The following is a 20320-nucleotide window of genomic DNA, read 5'->3' as shown; positions in this document are numbered from 1 at the left end:
CTAGTCCCCGCTTTTTCCCTAAATTCCAGTGATTTAGGCACGTCTTTAAACTGCTTACAGTTTATCACACTTTGACCGGTTTCAGTATAAAAACTACTAGCCGGCTGATTTTATACCTAATCGATCACGATATTTACGGATTACCTTCAAGCCGGTTGTTCACTGAGATTGCGTCGGTCTGCGCTAACGTTTTGGTATATTTTTTCAAACGCCACCAGTTACGTTCACTCAAATTTATGTATAGAAAAAGGAACCTCCCAGTACGGGAAGTTCCTTTGAAAAGATCTTGATTAACGACGAAGACCCAAAGCCTTGATCAGTTCACGGTAACGTTGAACGTCAGACTTACGAAGGTAAGCTAACAAGTTACGACGGTGACCGATCTTCTTCATCAAACCACGTTGTGAATGGAAGTCCTTCTTGTGAGCCTTCATGTGGTTGTTCAATTCGTTAATGTCTGCAGTTAAAACAGCGATTTGAACTTCAGCAGAACCAGTGTCGCCTTCGTGACGAGCAAACTGCTTCATGATTTCGTTTTTCTTTTCTTGACTAATAGCCATGGTAAATTCCCACCTTATCATAATAGTTGTCCACCCGTTACTGAGTAGCCGTGAGTGAGATCGCGGAGAACTAAGTAAGGGCACTTTAAGAACGATACTCATTCTACACGAGTCACCTGATAAATACAAGTGAGATTCCCGTTAACTGCCGTTTTAATTGCCATTGACCGGAATTGAGCCCAATTTCTTAACTTCACCTGATTTTCTCGTGGCTAGGTTTACCGATTACTACCGGTAAACCGCGTAGATTCTAAAACCCCTATTGCATTCACACGCTAAGTTCGGTATAATGGCATTCGTTGAATAATTAAGGTAGCCAGCCGGCTCTTTTTAGTGTGGAGGTGAAATCATGCCAATTATCAAATCTGCAATTGAACGTGCAAAGACGAACGTTAAAGCTAACGAACGTAACTCAGCACAACTCAGCAGCATGCGTACAGCCGTTAAGAAGTTTGAAAAGGCCGTAATCGCTAAGGACGACAACGCAGCTGATTTATACAAAGCTGCTTCTAGCGCCGTTGACAGCGCTGCTTCAAAAGGTTTAATCAAAGCTAACAAAGCTTCCCGCGACAAGTCACGGATGGCCGCTCGTTTAGCTAAAGCCAACGCATAATTAAACTTAACTTTTGAACAACAAAAAAAGGACCGCCGTTTGGCGGTCCTTTTTTTGTTGTTTTTTCGTTAAGCAACTTGATCGAGGTATTTTAACATAAACAATTCAAATAAAATCATCGGGTCTTGCGTAGACGATTTAAGCGCGCGTTCAATTTGGGCAAGACCAAGGTACGCCTGTCTTAAATGGGCCAACTTCAAGGACCGACTGCTCTGCATTGCTAACTTTACCCGATATGGATGCACTTTTAACGTCTGGGCAATACTCCCCTGACTATAGCCATTTTTGGCAAGAATCTTGGTTTGAATCAACAACCGAAACTGTCCGATTAAGACCGCGTTGATTTTCAACGGTTCTTCTTTCGTCAAAATCAACTGCCGGTACAGATTCAGAGCCGCTTCGATTCGACGGCCCATCACATCATTGACCAAATCAAAAACGTTTTGATCTAACGATTTTGTGACGAGTTCTAACACGATTGGCGCCGTGATCACCTTAGCATCAAAACACGCTAACGTAAGTTTCGGCAATTCACTCATGATGAGTGATAAATCAGATCCCGTTCGTTGTAACAACGCGTTAACGGCCTGTGGTTCGATCTGCATATCCGCCTCACGAACCCGTGCCTCGATCAACTCGCGAATCTGATGTTCGCCGATTGCTTCAAGCGACACCACTTCCGCCTGCTTTTTAAGCAACTTCACCACTTTTTTGCGACTATCCAATTTGCCACTCGTCGCAAAAAAGACGAGAATCGTTGTTGGTTCTGGATGTTCAAGGTACGACGTTAAACTCGCCATATCGTGTTCAATTTTACTTCCCCGATGCGTTTCAGTCGTTAAAAAATACGCGCGGTCAACGAACACCAATCGCTTGTCCCCAAAGAACGGTGCGGACATGGCGTCATCTAACGCCTGTGCCACCGGGGTGGTTTCCATATCATAACTTGCATAATTCATGGTTTGCTCAGCTTCTGGAATAAGCGCTAAAAACGCTGCCCGAAGTTGCTGACTCAAGTAGGGCTGATCACCGGTAATCACGTATACCGGTTGCGCTTGTTGTTTTCCAAGTGCTGCCATGGTTGTTTCAAATGTCACGAAAATGCCCCTTTCAAAAACGTCTGCCAATAACCTGGCGCGTGAGCCCGAAACCGGTACGTCACCATGCCATTTTGTTGCGTACTAAAGTACGGCACTTGCTGTTTGGCAAGCGTCGCCAATGTCTCTTGATTAGGATGACCGTACCGATTTTCCCGGCCAGCCGAAATAATCCCAATTTTGGGTTGCCACTTTGCCACAACCGTTGGATCCGATGACGTTTTACTGCCATGGTGTCCTAATTTTAACACGTCTACCGTTAGTTGTGGAAAATGGGCGGCAATTTGTCGTTCGCCTGCCTGATCAAGGTCACCCGTGAATAACCAGCTTAACTGACCATAGTTGGCGAATAACACCATCGAATCTTCATTGGTGCCCTCACCGGCTTTAAATGGGTGAACCACCTGCAATTGCGTGCCTTCAATTGATTGACCAGCCTGAACTTCAATGACTTGCGTTCGGTGCTTCATTAAAGCTGGTTGAACGCGCTTCATGAACCGCTCATTGCTGGTCATCCCCAGTGGCACGTAAAGCCGTTTAACAACTAGCGCTGCTAGTACATCATCAACATCGCCGGTGTGGTCGGCATCTTGATGGGACAACAGTAAATGATCAATCCGCGTAATCCCCAGACTTTTAAGGTAATTAATGCTTACCCGTTCGGCGGTACTTCTGCCAGTGGGACGATGTGACCCAAACGTGACCTTGCCACCCGTGTCGATCATGATCACTTGTCGGTTACCAGGTTCTCGAATCAAAAAACTATCCCCCTGACCAATATCAAAAAAGGTCACTTCACCATCTAGGGGATGCTGGCGCCAAAACATTAAACCAGCGTAACTAATAATCAACAGCCCGAATAACCAACGCCGAATCCGCGCCGTTTGTGTAGCTAAAATCATAAACGTCAACACACAAAGACCGGTCGTCATCAACGCCGTTGGTTGCCCCGTCACTACCATTCCGGACAACTGAGCAACCCAATCTAAACTGAACGTGAGCCCTTGTAGCCCCCGTTCACCCATCCCCGCCGCAACTGGCCAGCTCGGCCCGAGCCACATTAAGCCAAACACAACGGGAAAAACTAACCAGCTAAACAACGGTAATAGTAATAAATTAACGACCACGACAAGACGTGCCATTGATAGATGTGGTATAAAATGGTCGGCAAACTAATTAAATTCAGCATCAACGTTTGAAATAGGAGTGACCGCTGATTCAAAAAGATTAAACTAAACGCTAGTCCGTAACTCAGTTGACCCCCTAATTCGGTCAACATCGCTGGACTTATCGCTAGGCCAATGAGTAAACTGAGTCCCCAAACCGTTAACCGGCTTAGCGAAACCCGTCCCAATTTGGCCAATATGCCAATCAACACCACCAAAACCGCCCGAATAACGCCCGGACCGCCCCCAGCGATAATCACGTAACTCGGCAAAATTAAACAAAGGCCAATGACCCGAAGTCCTTGCGGTAGTCGTAACAGGGCCATTCCCCATTCAATGAGCGCCACCAACCAAATAACGTGAAAGCCCGAGATACTAAATAAATGGATCAAGCCAAGGTCTTTAACCGCTGCCAGCCGTTCATAAAAGCCATCCGCACGATAGCCTAAAAACAACCCTTGAACATACAATCGCAACGTCTCAGGTAACGACTTCGTTCGTTCAATCAGCCAGTAACGCAACGCATGACACCCATTAACCCAAATCGTCCACGGATTACGGGCTTGCACCGGTGTTAGTTGTTGTAACTGAATAATTTTGATCTGATTAAACGTCCACCGATGCGCCTGATACACGCCAAAATCAAATTCATTGACGTTGGTTGCCGGCGCATACCGGTCCACGTCTCCCGTTAACATCATTTGACTTGTTTGTCGCAGACGATATGCCTCAAGTTGGCTGTTATCTGCATAAAAACGACCTTCGATCCAGTAGCCAGATGGCAATTTACCTCGTAGTTGAACACTGTCAGGTCCAATTCGAACATCATCCGGTTGTACTTGGACCATCAATTGCGTTCGGGTTGTGGTCGGTAAGTGACCCGTAGCCATGAGTTGTTGCTGATGATAAAACCAGCCACCAAACCCAACTAAAACCATGCCAGCTAACAATAACGTTATAGGTTGTCGCAAACACATCAGCCTCAGTAACCATAGCACCGTCAAACCACCGGCTAACCAAGTAATGCCAAAAAAGACGCCGCTTAAACTGCCCGCCAATATGGCGAGCCAAATGATATGTCGATTAATGTCCAGCTAGATAGGCATCGACTGAGGCGCGTTCAATTGCTTCAGCGTCCAACTCAACGTGAGTGAGCGTCACGTGTTTCTTTTCAATCAGTGACATTGCGTAGGGATCATTATGGTAGTTCCGCAGATAATAAATCTTTTTAATTCCCGCTTGAAGTAGCATCTTAGTACACTGTAAGCACGGAAAATCAGTGACGTAAATTTCAGCACCATCCGTTGGCTCGCCAAACTTAGCACACTGCAAAATAGCATTCATTTCTGCGTGAATCGTCCGAAGGCAATGGCCATCAACGAGGTAACACCCCTCATCGATACAGTGAACATCGCCTGACACGGAACCATTATAGCCGCCCGCAATAATTCGCCGATCACGAACGATCGTTGCCCCAACGGACAAACGATTACACGTACTCCGACTTGCTAACAAGACTGATTGCATCATAAAGTACTGATCCCATGGAATTCTCTTCTTCGTCATTATGCTCAAGGCCTCCAATTTGATAGTCCCCACTAGTATACCAAATATCATCTAAATATGGGTTGCTAAGTCACCATTGATTATGACGCGTACACGCTCTTTCAAACTGCGAGTTGCGGTCGAAGTCGTTCCAGCGTTTTGTCGCCAAAGCCACTGACTTCCTTCAACTCTTCAATCGATTGGAACTGCCCGTGGGCTTCTCGATACTCGATAATTTTCGCCGCCTTTTTTTCACCAACGCCGTCTAATTGTTGCAACTCAGTAACATCCGCGGTATTTAAGTTAACCTGAGGTGCCTGACTGGTCCCGGTTGCACCCGAACTAGCCGGTGCCCCAGCTTGATTCATCGCGGCATCGACCTTTTCACCCCGTTTTGGAATGTACACGACTTGTTGATCAACTAACCGTTGCGCTAAATTAACCTGCTTTTCATCAGCGTTCCCCGCAAAACCACCGGCAAGCTGAACCGCATCGATTACGCGCATGGTTTGGTCAACTTTTTTAAGTCCTGGCTGTTCAACAGCGCCCTTAACGTCCACGTACATTGTCGCAGTCGCGCTGGTCGTTGCGGTCTGACCATTCTCGGTCATCTGCATTGACTGCGACGAAGCCATCACCGTTTCAGCCATCATGGTGGCATCGTTAACCGGTTGTGGTTGTCGTAATAGCAAAAAGGCGGCCCCAATTAATGCAAGGACCAGACCAATAATGATCCAGATTTCGCGACTCGTATTCTCCAACAGCTCCTTTAACCTTTCCAACGTTTCCCCTCCTTTCTGTCACCCCCTAACTACGCGAACCATTATTCGTTTGCTTCAAACAACTTTACGATTAGCAGAAAAGCTGGGGAACGACGCTCGGATTTTTTTACTGTCGTTTGTGTCCAGCGATAGTGTGCGGAGCGAGACGGTTTGAGAGCGTAATGTAAGGGTACTTCGGTGAAAGTGCCCGGGTCTGGCGGTTTTATCGAAGTGCACTTACATTACGCTCTCAGTCTCGCGCAGCACGACCCGACGAAGTCTGGAAGCCTATCTGGCCATTCGACGTGGTGGCCAGAAAGTGCGTGGTTAACCAGTTTCTATAACTTCAGGACCCTACAAATAACAGTTTAAGCGGCGCCGAATTTTGTAGCCTGAGAGCGCCGGTTTTCGCGCGGCTTTGGCGAGCGAAGCGACGACAAACAGCCGACAGCCAAATCGCACCTAACACTCACACTGGACACAAACAACAGTACCTATCACTGAAACATGCCAAAGTATAAAGAGCATAATTGTCGATTCCTAGGCAATCATCCCACTTGAAAATTTATAATTCTTTATACAACAAAAAAAGAAGCCGGTAATCGCCTTACGCGATGCCAACTTCTATTGATTCACTAACCTATTATTGATGGGTTTCCAAATAACGAAGTGCCTGCTTAAAGCTCGTCACTGGCACGACTTTCATATTCGGGGCAACTTTTTTAGCTGTTCGTTTGGCCAATTGATAATTAGTGACATGACCTTCTTCCAACTGAAGAATCGCCTTCGTTGGCTTAACGTACGGTGCAAAGAAGATCGTTGCGCCCGCCTTTTTAGCAGCAACGATTTTTTTATCGATCCCACCGATTTCGCCGACTGATCCATCTGGGTTGATGGTTCCCGTCCCCGCAATTTTACGCCCGTGACGGATGTTTTTTCCAGTCAACTGGCTGTAAATTTGAAGACTAAACATCAGGCCACCTGACGGCCCGCCAATTTGACCAGGATCAACCTTGACCTTAGGCGAAGTCGTCACCTTAACGTTATCAGTCAAAATAATCCCGATCCCTGGTTGTCCGGAAGATAGTTTGATCAACGGTGCCGCTACGACCTTAAATTTACCATGCCGCTGGTATTGAACTCTTAGCGTCGTCCCCACTTTTTGGTTACGGATGTATTTTTGAAACCCGTAGGCACTTTCAAAGTGATGCCCATTCACTTTTGTAATGGTGTCACCAACTTTAAGTTTACCTTTAAACTGCGAATTGGACTGAATCTGCATCACGTAAATGCCCAGGTATTTTTTAGTCACCTTTTTATGAGCAGCTTTAACAGCAACCGCTTTGGCTTCATCAATGGCGCTTTGCATGTAGAAATTCTGCATCTGCATGTACGTGTCATTACTTTGGCCACCGGTGATACTGGCTTCGCTTTCAATCGAGCTATACGGCGACAGCTTCGCCAACGCATAGGTGAACGGTCGCGCCTGAGCTAATTGCACCGATGTGATCATAAACTTCCCCTTTTGCTTATCCGCATGCCCTGGAATCGTCACGAACGATTTTAAATCATCCGCTGAGCCGGGCGACTCAATGTAGGCCGACATTGGCCAAAAAAAGCCAATCAAGATCACGATTGCGGCAACAATCGAAACGCCGTACCGGACCCAACGCTGTTTCAATATTTTCTTCATCTAATTAAACCAACCTTCAGTCTTCTCTTAACGCCTCAGCCACCGCTTGCGGTACCAACGAATCAATATCGCCACCAAAGTGCATGACTTCCTTTAAAAGGGTTGACGAAATAAAGGCGTATTTTGGTGCGGTCATTAAGAAGACCGTTTCAATTTGTTCATTGAGATGTTTGTTCATACTAGCTGTCGCTGATTCATATTCAAAATCTTTCGTATCTCGAATACCGCGAACAATCACCGATGCGCCAACTGATTCAACAAATTTAACCGTCAGACCACCTTCAGCCTGCACCGAAACGTTTGGTAAATGAGCGACGCTGCGCTTGATCAACTCAACCCGCCGTTCCGTGGTAAACAGGGCCTTCTTATTCGTGTTGATCCCAACGGTGACGATCAATTTATCAAATAATCGGCTAGCACGTTCAATAATATCTAGGTGGCCCAACGTGAGCGGGTCAAAACTACCGGGATAAACCGCAATTGTCATAACAACTCACACTCCTTGATATTGATAAATCGTAATTTGGGTAATGCCATAGGATTTACGTTCCAGAACTTGGCAGTCACCAATTGTATCAGGCAAGGCTGCCTCCTGATTCGTTTCACACATGATGCGACAATCCGTTGCCAATAAGTCTAACTGCATCAATAATTCAATTTCAGCAACGATTTTTTGTTCCTTGTATGGCGGATCAAAGTAAATCAGATTAAACTGTTGCCCTTGTTGACTGAGGGTTTTAACTGCTTGCTGGGCATCGCGTTTGAGGACCGTAAACTTATCCGGTTCCTTAGTCACTTCAATGTTTTGCTTGATTGTCTTAATAGCAGCGCCTTGTCGATCGATCAAAACCGCGTGCGCAATTCCCCGTGATACCCCTTCGATACTGAGACCGCCGGATCCCGCAAACAGATCCAAACTGTTCCCACCATCAAAATAGGGGCCGATAATATTGAAGACAGCCTCCTTCACTTTATCCGTAGTAGGCCGGGTTTTCATTCCCGGAACGGCCCGGAGTTTCCGGCCACCGTACTCACCCGCAACAACGCGCATTAATCTTCATCCTCCTCAAATTTAACTTGATCCGTTTTAGTCGTTGGATTCCCCGAAAGGCCCAACAACGCTAATAATGATTGCTTGGGTGACTCAATCACCCGTTTCACAAACCGTAATTGTTTTAATCGTTCAATCGTTGATTGTGCATCTTCAGCGTTCACGTACAGTGTCGCGTAACGCATTCGCTTAGAGACATATTCAAGATGCCCATATCGCTTTAATTGACGGACTTGTCGCAAACTAGACACGTACACGATCAAATTCGTTCGTTCTTGAATGGCTAACATCTATTTCTCCTTCTTTCCACGTTCTCGAGCGCTCACATTTAAAACCAGCCCCAAACAAAGCGTCAGGGATAACATACTTGATCCACCGTAGCTAATAAACGGGAAGGTCACCCCGGTAATCGGTAAGAACCCGACTACCCCACCGACGTTGATTGACGCCTGCACCGCATAGTAGGTTGCGACGCCGTAACAAACTAGCGTATCGAAAACGTTATCCGCATGCATCCCAATTTTGATTGTCCGCCAGACGATTAGGCCCAGCAATAGTAAAATCCCGATAACAGCGAACAAGCCTAACTCTTCACCAGTAATCGCCATGATAAAGTCGGTGTTGGGTTCTGGTAAATACCCCCGTTTTTGAATCGAATTGCCAAGGCCAACTCCAAATAAACCACCGTTACTTAAAGCGTAGTAGGAATTCACCAATTGCTGGCCGGTATCCTTCGCATGTCCGAACGGATCGACAAAGGCAACCAGTCGTGCAAGTTTATAGGATTTAACAATGCCACTTTCAGATAACTTCAGTGCAATTGGAAATGCAACAAACACGATGCCGGCAAAGGTGGCGCCGATAATTTTCCAACCTCGTTTAACCGAGATGCCACTTGCGAGACACATCATATAAATAATTGCGGTAATAATCGACGCACTCCCCATATCGGGCTGTATAAAAACCAACCCAGTGAGAATTGCGCTTATAATTAGTGGCCCACGCATCGTCCACCACCAATGACCACCCAGTAACTCCGACTCTCGCTTAGGGCTAGCCAACGCATGAGCAACCAGAATAATCAAATAAAATTTAACAAACTCGGCAGGTTGCAAATTTATTGGACCAAATGAAATCCACCCCGCAGCTCCATTAACTGTCTTACCCTTTGCTAATAGGTAAATAAAAAACAGCAAGAAGACCCCAAAGCCACCAATTATAACGACCTTCGTTTGCCATTTTTGAAAATTCATTGCGGTGACAAACCCGGTCAAACCCATTCCAACTATCACCCACATCACTTGCTTAATCAGGTAAGCAGTTGGTGACGAGCCGTTTTGAATGGCAACATTCGCACTAGCCGAGTACACCATCACGATGCCAATCGCACAGAGCATTAAGTACGGCACAATAATTAAGTAATCTAATTTTCTTAACCTTTTCATTTCATTCCACGCCATTCCAAAAAATTCTCAAGTAAACTCTTTAGATTATAGCATAACCTATGCAGTTGCGGGTTTGGTGGGCTAAAACCTTACAAAAATGTAACTGAAATTCGTTATCGTTTGTGTCCAGCGTAAGTGTGCGGAGCGAGACGGGTTGAGAGCAGTGTGCAAGGCGACATCGGTGAAGGCGCCCGGGCCTGGCGGGTTTACCGATGTCGCCTTGCATGCAGCTCTCAGTCTCGCGCAGCACCATTCGGCGTGGTGGCCAGAAAGCGCGTGGTTGACAAGTTCTTACAGCTTCAGGAACCCTGGAAATAACAGTTTAAGTGGCGCCGAATTTTGTAGCCTGAGAGCGCCTTTTTTCATGCGGCTTTGGCGAGCGAAGCGACGACAAACAGCCGACACCCAAATCGCACCCAACACTTACGCTGGACACAAGCGACAGCAAAAAGGCACCACAACACCCAAAATGGATGTCATGATGCCTCCTCAATCAAAGCATGATCGCATTAATTTTTTAATTAGTTATGACGACGCTTCTTAGCAGCCTTTTCACGTGCGTTTGAATCCAGAATTTGCTTCCGTAAACGAACGTGGTCTGGCGTAACTTCACAGTATTCATCGCTGTTCAAGAATTCCAATGATTCTTCCAATGAGAAGTGAGTTGGCGTCTTGATCCGTGCCATATCATCTGAACCGGCAGCCCGGACGTTGGTCAAGTTCTTACCCTTGGTAACGTTAACCGTAATATCGTTCTCACGGCTGTTTTCACCAACGATCATCCCTTCGTACACGTCAGTACCTGGATCGATCAATAACCGACCACGACTTTCGATACCCATCATGGCGTAAGTGGTTGCCTTACCAGCGTTCATTGAGACCAAAGTCCCCTTTGAACGACCTGGGTTCCAGTTACGGATAACTGGGGCGTACTTTTCAAAGGTGTGGTTCATGATCCCGTAACCACGGGTCATTGACATGAATTCAGTTGAGTAACCAATCAACCCACGTGATGGCGCTAAGAACGTCAAGCGAGTTTGACCGTTATCCGTCGTTTCCATGTTTTGCATTTCACCCTTACGTTGTGACAAACTGTCGATCACACTACCAGTGTATTCGTCAGGCGTGTCAATTTGAACTTCTTCGTAAGGTTCGCATTGTTGACCATCAACGTCGCGGTAGATAACTTCTGGCCGTGATACTTGTAATTCAAAGCCTTCACGACGCAAAGTTTCAATCAGAATTGACAAATGCAATTCCCCACGACCTGAAACAGTCCAGGCCCCTGGTTCGTCGGTGTCATCAACTCGTAACGACACGTCAGTTTCCAATTCAGTCCGTAAACGGTCTTCCAATTGGCGACTCGTCACAAACTTACCGTCTTGACCAGCAAAAGGTGAGTTGTTGGTCCGGAAAGTCATTTGAAGGGTTGGTTCATCGATCCGTAAGATTGGTAATGCTTCTTGCGTATCTTGTGCCGTAACCGTTTCACCAACGTTGATGTCTTCCATCCCAGAAACGGCAATCAAGTCACCGGCTTTGGCTTCGTTGATTTCCAAACGCTTCAAGCCGAAGAACCCAAATAACTTCGTTACCCGGAAGTTCTTAGTTGAACCGTCTAACTTCATAACTGTAACGTTGTCACCAACCTTAACCTTCCCACGGAAGATTCGGCCAATACCAACCCGGCCAACGAAATCGTTGTAATCTAACATTGCCACTTGGAATTGAAGTGGTTCGTCAGAGTTATCGATTGGGGCTGGAATGTGGTCAACGATGGTGTCAAAGACTGGCTTCATCGTGTGTTCTTGGGTTGCTAAATCAGGATCAAAGCTTGAAGTCCCGTTCATAGCAGAAGCGTAAACCACTGGGAAGTCCAATTGATCTTCGTCAGCACCTAATTCAATGAACAGGTCCAAAACTTCGTCAACGACTTCTGAAGGGCGTGAGCCAGGACGGTCAACTTTGTTGATAACCACGATTGGGGTTAAATGTTGATCCAAAGCCTTCTTCAAAACGAACCGAGTTTGTGGCATGGTCCCTTCATAGGCATCCACAACCAACAGCACACCATCAACCATTCGCATGATCCGTTCAACTTCACCACCGAAGTCAGCGTGTCCTGGGGTATCCAAAATGTTGATTTGCTTGTCGCCATAACGCACAGCGGTGTTCTTCGAAAGAATCGTAATCCCACGTTCTTTTTCGATATCATTAGAATCAAGTGCCCGGTCGGCAATTTCCACGTGTTCATCTAATGTATCTGATTGTTTAAGTAATTCATTAACCAAGGTAGTCTTACCGTGGTCAACGTGGGCAATAATTGCGATGTTGCGAATGTCATCTCTGGTTTTCAAAATGTTGTTCTTCCTTTCGTAAAACGTAACTCTTAATTAAACGGTCGATTTAACGGTCAAGCGTGTAGCGCAATTGGCAACACCCTACACCTTGACTTAACGCCATAAAAAAACTGTGACGCGCATGTCACAGTCCGACGTTTTAACCGACGATTGGCAGAATGTCTCGTTGTGCTTTTTCCGTTGCTACCATTACGAAGTCTGATGATAGCATACCAAGTGGCTTCCCGTCAACTGTTGTCACCGACAGACCGAGAGTTTCTGCTAAAATTTTCCCGGCGCCAAAGTCCCAAGGCTTTAAATAGGAAATGTAGCCGTTTAATTTTCCGGATAAAATGTGACTGATTTCAATTCCCGCTGAACCATAAGCCCGAACGCCCGCACTTTTTTCAGCGACAATTTGCATATTAAATTGATTGCGTAAGATCAGCGGGCCACTGATACCGATCAAGCCATCCGCTAACCCTAAGTTAGTTGGGTTGGGTAGCCGTTCTTCATTTTTAAAAACCCCTAGTTGTGGCCCGCCTGAATAAAGGTCATCGTTCATAATGTCATTAATGTAGCCTAGAACGCCCTGACCATCAATATAGAGGGCAATCATCGTCGCAAAGTGATCTTGCTGCTTCACAAAGTTCATCGTACCATCAATCGGATCAACCACCCAGACCCAGCCTGACGTTTCAGTAATTTTATCGCCAAAGCCTTCTTCACCAAGGATTTGACTATTAGGTGAAAATTGTCGGATTCGTTCAATTAAAAATTGTTCATTAGCCTTATCAACGTTGGTTACAAGATCTTTGCGACTAGATTTCTCAGCAACGTTGAGCTTCTCCGCCATTTTAGTTAATACAAATTTTCTAGAGTCTCTCAACCAGCCTTTCACCGTTTGATCAATTTCTTGCAACTGTCCTTGATCCATTAATGTGATCCTCCTAACACCATTTTAACTGACTTACGGGTCGTTTCTCGGGCGGCCTTCATCGTTCGGTACAGACTGTATCCAGTTAACGTCTCGAATTGTCGGCCAAGTTGTTTTTCCTGCGACTTCGATGGCACAACTTCTTTAAATGCTTGATAAGCTGCCAGCAATGCTTGCTTAGAAACACCTTGATTTAATTCATAGGCATCCTCTAAACGTTGATACAGCGTCGTTACAACCACGATTTCGTCGGTCGTCCAATCATCAGCCAGTGGATACGAATAGTTTTTCATCCTAAATTCTCCTGTTCTTAACCTCACCATACTTCTGCAGTCGATTATACCGCGGTTTCGGCTTCAGAGATAGCCCTAGCATTGTAGCCACTCAAATAACTGGCAATCACAGCAATAGTAATTTTGCGCCTCTTGTATCCCCTCTGCGGACACCACAAAAAGGCTCAGGACAACCGTCCTGAACCTTTTTGACATTAACCATATACAGGTTTAGATGTGAGTTGGGAATCCAATAGCAACATCAGCTGCTTCTTGGATTGGTTCACTCAACGTTGGGTGTGGGTGAATGGTCAAAGCAATGTCTTCAGCGTTCATGCCGCTGTTAACTGCTAAGCTCAATTCAGCAATCAAATCAGATGCACCAGGTCCAACAACTTGAGCACCAACAACCGCATTAGTATCCTTGGTCGTTACCAAACGAACGAAGCCATCTGGTTGATCCAATGATACGGCCCGAGCGTTACCGGCGAATGGGAACTTAGCTGTTGTAACATCTAAGCCCTTGTCCTTGGCTTCACTCTGAGTCAAACCAACAGTTGCCAATTCTGGGTCTGCAAAGCAGACAGCCGGAACGCCAACCCAGTCGTTAGCGGTGTTCTTGCCAGCAATGGCACCAGCAGCAGTCTTAGCTTCGAAGAATGCCTTGTGAGCCAATGCAGGACCAGCAACGATATCGCCGATAGCGAAGATGTTTGGTACAGAAGTACGACCTTGTGAGTCAACTTCGATCAAACCGTGATCGCCAGTCTTAACACTGGTCATTTCAAGACCAATGTCATCAGTGTTAGCGCGACGGCCAACAGTGACCATGACGTAATCCGCTGTAATGGTTGAAGCTTTACCGTCAACTTCATAAGTGACAGTAACACTCTTATCATCTTGTTCAGACTTCTTGGCCATGGCGTTAGTAATAACGTCAATGCCCTTCTTCTTCATCTGGCTCAAGACAACCTTAACCATATCCTTGTCAAAGTTTGGCAAGATGGAATTCGTACCTTCAAGAATGGTAACGTGTGAACCGAGGTTAGCGTATGCGCCAGCCAATTCAGTCCCAACGTAACCACCACCGATAACAACAAATTCCTTAGGAATAGCTGGTAAGTTCAAACCACCAGTTGAGTCAAGGACCCGACCGCTGAACTTAAAGCCAGGGATTTCGATTGGACGACTACCAGTAGCAATGATTAAGTTCTTGAATTCGATGGTCAAACCATCATCAGCACTCATAAATTGCTTTGGACCAGTTGAAACGACACGTAACTTAGTGTCTGAATCAAGTACGGCTTCACCTTGGATGACATCAACTTTGTGCTTCTTGAGCAACATCTTGACACCACTCGTCATCCGAGCAACCACCTTTTCGTCTTTCCAAGCTTGCGTCTTGGAGAAGTCGATTGATGGGGCTTGGGTGGTGATGCCGAAGGTTGAGGCGTCCTTAGCGTCTTGGAAACGATGACCAGCATTGATCAACGCCTTTGAAGGCACACAACCTACGTTTAGGCAAACACCGCCTAAAGTATCTGATTTTTCAATTACTGTCACGCTTTGGCCTAATTCGGCTGCGCGGATTGCGGCAACGTACCCACCAGGGCCGGCACCAATAATGACAGTATCGCGTTTTTCAACATCTGACATATGCGGGTCTCATCCTTCCATTAATAACAATTGTGGATCATGAAGCAAGTCGTTCAACTTGTTCAAAGCACGTTGAGCTAAGGCACCATCGATCAAACGGTGATCGTAACTCAATGATAACTTCAACATGTTGCCAACTTCGATTTCGCCATCTTCGTTGACGTAAGGTTCCTTAGCAATCTTACCAACACCTAAGATAGCAACTTCTGGTTGGTTGATAACTGGAGTGAAGAAGCCACCACCAATTGAACCAACGTTACTGATAGTGATTGAACCACCAGACATTGCCTTAGCACTCAACTTGTTGTCGTAAGCAGCTTGGGTGTTATCGGTAATTTCCTTGGCAATTTCAAACAAGCCTTTAGAATCAGCGTTCTTGATGTTTGGTACATACAAGCCGTGAGGGGTATCCGTTGCGATACCAACGTTGAAGTAGTGCTTGTAAACAATTTCTTCGGAAGCGCTGTCAATTGAAGCGTTGAATTCTGGGAATTCCTTCAAAACAGCAACCATTGCCTTAACGATGTATGGCAAGAAGGTCAAATGGATCTCTTTGTCAGCAGCAGCTTGCTTGTACTTCTTACGGTTAGCCATCAAAGCTGATACTTCAACATCTTGGAATGAAGTAACGTGTGGTGAGATATCCTTAGAAGTCCGCATTGCCTTAGCAATAACCTTACGAACCATTGACATTGGTTCACGGGTTTCAAGTTCTGGTTCGTCAGAAACGTATGGCTTGATTGGAGCTGCGGCTGGTGCGGCTGCGGCTGCAGGAGCAGCGGCTGCGGCAGCTGGTGCAGCGGCGCCGTTAAAGTTGTCAATGTCAGCCTTAACGATTTGGCCATGCTTCCCAGTTGGGGTAACAGCAGTGATGTCAACGCCCTTGTCACGTGCATATTGACGAACAGATGGCATTGCCAAAACTAACTTGTTAGGATCTGATTGAGCAGGAACACCGGTTGCGGCAGCTGGTGCGGCTGCAGGAGCGGCTGGTGCTGGTGCTGCGGGTGCAGCTTCAGCAGGTGCTTCAGCGGCTGGTGCTGCTTCTTCAGCTGGTGCATCATCTTCTGGTGTGTCAGGTGAACCGTCATCGATTTCAACTAATGTGTCACCGATTTCGGCAGTTTCGCCTTCTTGTTTAACGATTTTCTTAATAGTCCCAGCCACAGGTGATGGCAATTCTGAAACGGACTTGTCGTTTTGGATTTCGACTAAAACGTCGTCTTCCTTAACAGCGTCCCCTTCTTTAACAAGCCATGATGCAATTTCACCTTCGGCCATCCCTTCACCAAGCTCAGGGAGTTTGAATGCAAAAGCCATGGGAAAACTTCCTTTCTATATCACAAAGTGTGTTTAGTAGTTCAAAATTTCGCGTGCTTTTTCTTCGATATCGTCAGCGTTTGGAAGCCAGTCGTTTTCAACTTGGGCCCAAGGGTAAACAGTATCAGGAGCAGCAACCCGGCCGATTGGGGCATCAAGGTTCATAATTGCGTGTTCAGCAATTTCTGAAGCAACTTGGGCGCCAACGCCAGCCATCTTTTGAGCTTCTTGAATGACAACTACCTTGTGAGTCTTTTCAACTGACTTGAAGATGGTGTCAGTGTCGATTGGTGATAATGAGCGTAAGTCGATCACTTCAGCAGAAATGTTTTCCTTAGCTAACTTGTCAGCAACCTTAAGTGATTCGTTGACTTCAGCACTGTAAGCAACCAATGTGATGTCAGTACCCTCACGAACAACCTTAGCGGTGTCTAGGGGAACAGTGTACTTGCCTTCAGGAATTTCGTCCTTCATTGAACGATATAACTTCAAGTTTTCCATAAAGAGCACTGGGTCGTTGTTTTCAACGGCTGAAATGATCATGCCCTTTGCATCATATGGGTTAGCTGGTGTAACAACCCGCAAACCTGGAGTCCCTACGAAGTAGTTTTCCAAGTTGTCGGCGTGCATTTCGGCAGTATGAGTACCACCACCAAATGGGGTCCGAACAGTGATTGGCATTGCGCGTTTGCCGCTGAAACGGAAACGGTTACGTGCCATTTGACCACCAATTGAGTCAACAGCTTCGAAAGTAAAGCCCATGAATTGGATTTCAGGAATTGGACGCCAGCCAGTTGCAGCTAACCCAATTGATAAACCTAAGATCCCTGATTCAGCTAACGGGGTATCAAAGACACGGTCTTCGCCGTACTTGTCTTGTAAGCCTTCGGTAGTCCGGAACACACCACCGTTTTTACCAACGTCTTCACCAAAGATCAACGTTTTTGGATCTTCGCCTAAAACGACATCTAAACCATCTGTGATTGCTTTAATGTAAGTTAATTTAGCCATGGTTACTTCGACTCCTTTGCTTCGAATCTTGCAATGTCAGCTTTGATTTGTGGAGTTGGTTCTTCGAACGTGGTCTTCAACATATCAACAACTGATTGCGTTGGTGTATTTTCAGCTTCCTTCATTGCATCCTTGAAGCTGGTCTTGTATTCATCAACAAGCTTGTCTTCTTTTTCTTGTGACCATAATCCCTTGTCGGTCAAGATCTTTCTCATCCGAATCAATGGATCGGCATCGAACCAAGGTTTTTCTTCTTCCTTAGTCCGGTAACGACTAGGATCATCGCCGGCACTTGAGTGAGCACCGAAACGATAAGTTAAAGTTTCAACTAATGCAGGACCGTTGCCGGCAGCAGCGAATTCACGAGCTTCCTTAGTTGCAATGTAGACAGCCAATACGTCCATCCCATCAACTTGGATACCTGGAACACCTGAAGCAACACCCTTTTGAGCCAAGGTTTCAGCAGCAGTTTGCTTGTAACGTGGTACTGAAATTGCCCAGCCGTTGTTTTGAACCATGAAGACTGCGGGAGCTTGGAATGATGATGCAAAGTTAACACCTTCATAGAAGTCACCCTGTGAAGTACCACCATCACCAGTGTAAACAAAGGCAACCGTATCTTCTTCACCGTTCTTCTTGATACCTAAAGCGGCACCGGCCATTTCAACGTATTGCGCACCAATGATGATTTGTGGGAACCAGTTGCGTTGGTCGCCGTAATCATCACCAACCGCGTTACCCTTTGACCATAAGAAGCCTTGGGCAACGGATGCACCGTGTTGAATTAATTGTGGTAAGTCACGGTAGGCTGGGAATAGGAAGTCTTGCTCCTTGAAAGCAGCAATTGAACCCATTTCACTAGCTTCCTCACCAAAGGTTGGGGCGTAGAAGCCTAACCGACCTTGACGAGAGAAGTTCATTGTTTGTTCATGCAAGGCACGTTCCCAAACCATCTTTTCCATAAAATCAACTAATTGATCATCTGAAAAAGTATCGAAAAGTTCTTGATTGACGATCTCACCTTTTTCATTCACAATTTGGAATGTTTTCTTATAAGGATCGCTCATCTTGGCTTTAATTGACGCTAAATCAATCACATGCCCAGTTTTCTTCGCCATAACTAACACTTTCCTTTCCGTTTGTATGCATTCAGTTTCAGGACGTCAGCCGTCCTTTTGAAACCGTTTGCTTTCTCAACTACACTCTTAAATTAACACGCTTTCACAAATCATGCAAGCCCTTTCATTACTTTTATATCGCAAAATTCGCCAAGTTGCCTTTCAGTCAAGGGATTGCGTTTTCTGAAAAAATGTTTGTGTTTTTAATCACATTTTTTTGATTTCATATTCCAAAGAAGATATGATAAGATTAATTAATTAAGTACTTGTTTATACATCGGAGGTAATGGTCTTGATTTTAATGAAAGATATCGTCAGAGATGGCGATCCAGTTCTTCGTCAAGAAGCAGCACAGGTCAGTTTTCCGCTTTCTGAAGAAGATCAAAAGTTGGCAGATGATATGATGGAATACTTGGTGGTTAGCCAAGATCCTGAACAATGCGAAAAGTACGGTCTTCGTGCTGGCGTCGGTTTAGCAGCGCCTCAAGTTGGCGTTTCCAAAATGATGGCCGCCGTTCTCGTACCCGCGCCTGAAGATGGTGGCAAATCACCATTTACCGACGTGATCATTAATCCCGTCATTATTAGTCACTCCGTCCAAGCCGGGGCTTTGACGGAAGGCGAAGGTTGTTTGTCAGTTGACAAAGACGTCCCAGGATTCGTACCACGTCATGACCGCATTACCCTCCGTTACCAAGACACAACGGGTGAAACCCACAAGATTCGGTTGAAGCACTATCCAGCAATTGTATGCCAACACGAGATCGATCACTTACACGGCGTCTTGTTCTACGACCATATTGATCACGAGCATCCATTTGAAGTCAGTGATGACACGGTGCTGTTCGAATAACGCTAATTACTTAACTACTCAACAAAAAACACGGCAACGGTTATCCTCAAATTTGAGATAACCGTTGCCGTGTTTTTTGCACTTTCTTCTATAACTAACTAAACTATTCTGTTTGATTGATTTGAGAAGCATCCATCCGCCGCAAATCTTGAATGTACTCAATCGTCGCTTCGTTGACGAGATAGGCAACCCCCAGATGAACTCGAATCGTGTGGCGCCAAGCGTCGGTCACTAGAAAAGCGGATTGTCCGTCTGCTACCGCCGATTCAACGTGTTCGTCCTGACAAAATTCCGCCAGCAAGTGGTTTAATCGTTGACGAACAAGCGGTAGTTGTTCATCCGTAACATCATCCATTCGGAGAATAAATTCGAAAGCCATCACACCACGCCCCCAGCCATCGGGGATTACCGAGGCCGATAATAACGTTGCGGGATCGGTGATAAATCGCTCATCTGCCAACCGTTGTAACGCAGCCAGTAGTGCCACCTTCGTTTGGTCTAAAGCCGCCAGTTGGGCAGTCTTAGTCGCCCGGCTAACAATTAATCGATGAATCAACAGGTACAACACCACCGCAACAATGATTGCGATCACAATCGTTAGTGTTCGTCCCATCATCTTGACCACCCCACTTTCTCATTTTATAGTAGCACATTCTTTGACCCGAGTGATATCAAAATCCGCTTAGTTTCTAAGCGCTACCAGTCAGTTATTTTAGTTGTGAAATCACTGGTGTTGTCATTAAAGGTCACCTAGCGTCCTCACTATACATTCATTTCCCAATATGATAGTATATAAGCAACTGTTGTTGATCTCAACAAGACGTTCGGTTACAAAGAAAAGGTTGATTAGGCTCCCTTAATCAACCCGTTGATTTTAACGGTA

General features: G+C 45.8%; 21 protein-coding genes. 2 read left to right on the top strand and 19 right to left on the bottom strand.

Going from position 1 to position 20320, the window contains the following annotated elements; translation table 11 throughout:
* Positions 1-290: 290 nt before the first annotated feature.
* Positions 291-560: a 30S ribosomal protein S15 gene (gene rpsO, locus ACYVR3_RS09165; RefSeq protein WP_054701144.1), complete on the bottom strand. Its 270-nt coding sequence runs from the start codon at positions 558-560 to the stop codon at positions 291-293.
* Between the two features lie 349 nt (positions 561-909).
* On the opposite strand from rpsO, the gene rpsT reads away from it, so the two are divergent.
* Positions 910-1173: a 30S ribosomal protein S20 gene (gene rpsT / locus ACYVR3_RS09160; protein WP_054736076.1), complete on the top strand. Its 264-nt coding sequence runs from the start codon at positions 910-912 to the stop codon at positions 1171-1173.
* 68 nt (positions 1174-1241) lie between these two features.
* Here rpsT and holA read toward each other — a convergent pair whose 3' ends face one another.
* From holA to pdhA, 17 genes are all read right to left on the bottom strand, one after another.
* A complete protein-coding gene (gene holA, locus ACYVR3_RS09155; protein ID WP_461244000.1) occupies positions 1242-2270 on the bottom strand; it encodes a DNA polymerase III subunit delta in 1029 nt (342 codons plus the stop codon).
* The gene (locus ACYVR3_RS09150) at positions 2267-3397 is read right to left on the bottom strand and encodes a ComEC/Rec2 family competence protein (RefSeq protein ID WP_461243999.1); all 1131 of its coding nucleotides are present in this window, start codon (positions 3395-3397) and stop codon (positions 2267-2269) included. Before ACYVR3_RS09150 ends, holA begins: the two co-directional genes overlap by 4 nt.
* On the bottom strand, positions 3355-4407 hold the full coding sequence (locus ACYVR3_RS09145) for a ComEC/Rec2 family competence protein (RefSeq protein WP_461243998.1): 1053 nt from the start codon (positions 4405-4407) through the stop codon (positions 3355-3357). The genes ACYVR3_RS09150 and ACYVR3_RS09145 overlap by 43 nt, the downstream gene beginning before the upstream one ends.
* A 112-nt stretch (positions 4408-4519) precedes the next feature.
* Positions 4520-5002: a ComE operon protein 2 gene (locus ACYVR3_RS09140; protein WP_057151653.1), complete on the bottom strand. Its 483-nt coding sequence runs from the start codon at positions 5000-5002 to the stop codon at positions 4520-4522.
* 101 nt (positions 5003-5103) lie between these two features.
* Positions 5104-5763 carry a helix-hairpin-helix domain-containing protein gene (locus tag ACYVR3_RS09135; RefSeq protein ID WP_461243997.1) on the bottom strand — a complete coding sequence of 220 codons (660 nt, stop codon included), beginning with the start codon at positions 5761-5763 and terminating at the stop codon, positions 5104-5106.
* A gap of 622 nt (positions 5764-6385) precedes the next feature.
* Positions 6386-7435, bottom strand: a complete 1050-nt coding sequence (locus ACYVR3_RS09130; protein WP_461243996.1) for a SepM family pheromone-processing serine protease — start codon at positions 7433-7435, stop codon at positions 6386-6388.
* A 16-nt stretch (positions 7436-7451) separates the two neighbouring features.
* Positions 7452-7922 (bottom strand): pantetheine-phosphate adenylyltransferase, encoded by a 471-nt coding sequence (gene coaD, locus ACYVR3_RS09125; RefSeq protein ID WP_054736082.1) that lies wholly within the window; start codon positions 7920-7922, stop codon positions 7452-7454.
* A 6-nt stretch (positions 7923-7928) separates the two neighbouring features.
* Complete coding sequence (gene rsmD, locus ACYVR3_RS09120; protein ID WP_461243995.1) at positions 7929-8486, bottom strand: 16S rRNA (guanine(966)-N(2))-methyltransferase RsmD; 558 nt, start codon at positions 8484-8486, stop codon at positions 7929-7931.
* Entirely contained in the window at positions 8486-8776 is a 291-nt protein-coding gene (locus ACYVR3_RS09115; RefSeq protein WP_054736086.1) for a YlbG family protein, read from the bottom strand. The genes rsmD and ACYVR3_RS09115 overlap by 1 nt, the downstream gene beginning before the upstream one ends.
* Positions 8777-9931 (bottom strand): FtsW/RodA/SpoVE family cell cycle protein, encoded by a 1155-nt coding sequence (locus ACYVR3_RS09110; protein ID WP_461243994.1) that lies wholly within the window; start codon positions 9929-9931, stop codon positions 8777-8779.
* Between the two features lie 521 nt (positions 9932-10452).
* On the bottom strand, positions 10453-12288 hold the full coding sequence (gene typA / locus ACYVR3_RS09105) for a translational GTPase TypA (RefSeq protein ID WP_054736088.1): 1836 nt from the start codon (positions 12286-12288) through the stop codon (positions 10453-10455).
* 142 nt (positions 12289-12430) lie between these two features.
* On the bottom strand, positions 12431-13207 hold the full coding sequence (locus tag ACYVR3_RS09100) for an inositol monophosphatase family protein (protein WP_461243993.1): 777 nt from the start codon (positions 13205-13207) through the stop codon (positions 12431-12433).
* Entirely contained in the window at positions 13207-13500 is a 294-nt protein-coding gene (locus tag ACYVR3_RS09095) for a UPF0223 family protein (RefSeq protein ID WP_461243992.1), read from the bottom strand. The genes ACYVR3_RS09100 and ACYVR3_RS09095 overlap by 1 nt, the downstream gene beginning before the upstream one ends.
* Positions 13501-13710: 210 nt before the next feature.
* Positions 13711-15135, bottom strand: coding sequence for a dihydrolipoyl dehydrogenase (gene lpdA / locus ACYVR3_RS09090; RefSeq protein ID WP_057151652.1), 1425 nt, complete (start codon positions 15133-15135; stop codon positions 13711-13713).
* Positions 15136-15144: 9 nt separating this feature from the next.
* A complete protein-coding gene (locus ACYVR3_RS09085) occupies positions 15145-16455 on the bottom strand; it encodes a 2-oxo acid dehydrogenase subunit E2 (protein ID WP_461243991.1) in 1311 nt (436 codons plus the stop codon).
* A gap of 33 nt (positions 16456-16488) precedes the next feature.
* Positions 16489-17466 carry an alpha-ketoacid dehydrogenase subunit beta gene (locus ACYVR3_RS09080; protein ID WP_461243990.1) on the bottom strand — a complete coding sequence of 326 codons (978 nt, stop codon included), beginning with the start codon at positions 17464-17466 and terminating at the stop codon, positions 16489-16491.
* A gap of 2 nt (positions 17467-17468) precedes the next feature.
* A complete protein-coding gene (gene pdhA / locus ACYVR3_RS09075; RefSeq protein WP_461243989.1) occupies positions 17469-18584 on the bottom strand; it encodes a pyruvate dehydrogenase (acetyl-transferring) E1 component subunit alpha in 1116 nt (371 codons plus the stop codon).
* Positions 18585-18876: 292 nt separating this feature from the next.
* Between pdhA and def the strand changes: the two genes are divergently transcribed.
* Positions 18877-19437: a peptide deformylase gene (gene def, locus ACYVR3_RS09070; RefSeq protein ID WP_054736095.1), complete on the top strand. Its 561-nt coding sequence runs from the start codon at positions 18877-18879 to the stop codon at positions 19435-19437.
* 103 nt (positions 19438-19540) lie between these two features.
* Here def and ACYVR3_RS09065 read toward each other — a convergent pair whose 3' ends face one another.
* On the bottom strand, positions 19541-20050 hold the full coding sequence (locus ACYVR3_RS09065; protein WP_461243988.1) for a hypothetical protein: 510 nt from the start codon (positions 20048-20050) through the stop codon (positions 19541-19543).
* Positions 20051-20320 lie beyond the last annotated feature (270 nt).

It is taken from the genome of Secundilactobacillus muriivasis (genome assembly GCF_054785195.1).
The sequence above is the reverse complement of the archived record's forward strand: the minus strand, read 5'-3'. Positions and strand labels throughout refer to the sequence as shown.

Bases quoted from the DNA above. Each gene is read 5' to 3' on its own strand.
- rpsO (WP_054701144.1), bottom strand. From the start codon at position 560: ATGGCTATTAGTCAAGAAAAGAAAAACGAAATCATGAAGCAGTTTGCT.
- rpsT (WP_054736076.1), top strand. From the start codon at position 910: ATGCCAATTATCAAATCTGCAATTGAACGTGCAAAGACGAACGTTAAA.
- ACYVR3_RS09140 (WP_057151653.1), bottom strand. From the start codon at position 5,002: ATGACGAAGAAGAGAATTCCATGGGATCAGTACTTTATGATGCAATCA.
- ACYVR3_RS09130 (WP_461243996.1), bottom strand. From the start codon at position 7,435: ATGAAGAAAATATTGAAACAGCGTTGGGTCCGGTACGGCGTTTCGATT.
- coaD (WP_054736082.1), bottom strand. From the start codon at position 7,922: ATGACAATTGCGGTTTATCCCGGTAGTTTTGACCCGCTCACGTTGGGC.
- rsmD (WP_461243995.1), bottom strand. From the start codon at position 8,486: ATGCGCGTTGTTGCGGGTGAGTACGGTGGCCGGAAACTCCGGGCCGTT.
- ACYVR3_RS09115 (WP_054736086.1), bottom strand. From the start codon at position 8,776: ATGTTAGCCATTCAAGAACGAACGAATTTGATCGTGTACGTGTCTAGT.
- ACYVR3_RS09110 (WP_461243994.1), bottom strand. From the start codon at position 9,931: ATGAAAAGGTTAAGAAAATTAGATTACTTAATTATTGTGCCGTACTTA.
- ACYVR3_RS09100 (WP_461243993.1), bottom strand. From the start codon at position 13,207: ATGGATCAAGGACAGTTGCAAGAAATTGATCAAACGGTGAAAGGCTGG.
- ACYVR3_RS09095 (WP_461243992.1), bottom strand. From the start codon at position 13,500: ATGAAAAACTATTCGTATCCACTGGCTGATGATTGGACGACCGACGAA.
- lpdA (WP_057151652.1), bottom strand. From the start codon at position 15,135: ATGTCAGATGTTGAAAAACGCGATACTGTCATTATTGGTGCCGGCCCT.
- ACYVR3_RS09085 (WP_461243991.1), bottom strand. From the start codon at position 16,455: ATGGCTTTTGCATTCAAACTCCCTGAGCTTGGTGAAGGGATGGCCGAA.
- ACYVR3_RS09080 (WP_461243990.1), bottom strand. From the start codon at position 17,466: ATGGCTAAATTAACTTACATTAAAGCAATCACAGATGGTTTAGATGTC.
- pdhA (WP_461243989.1), bottom strand. From the start codon at position 18,584: ATGGCGAAGAAAACTGGGCATGTGATTGATTTAGCGTCAATTAAAGCC.
- ACYVR3_RS09065 (WP_461243988.1), bottom strand. From the start codon at position 20,050: ATGGGACGAACACTAACGATTGTGATCGCAATCATTGTTGCGGTGGTG.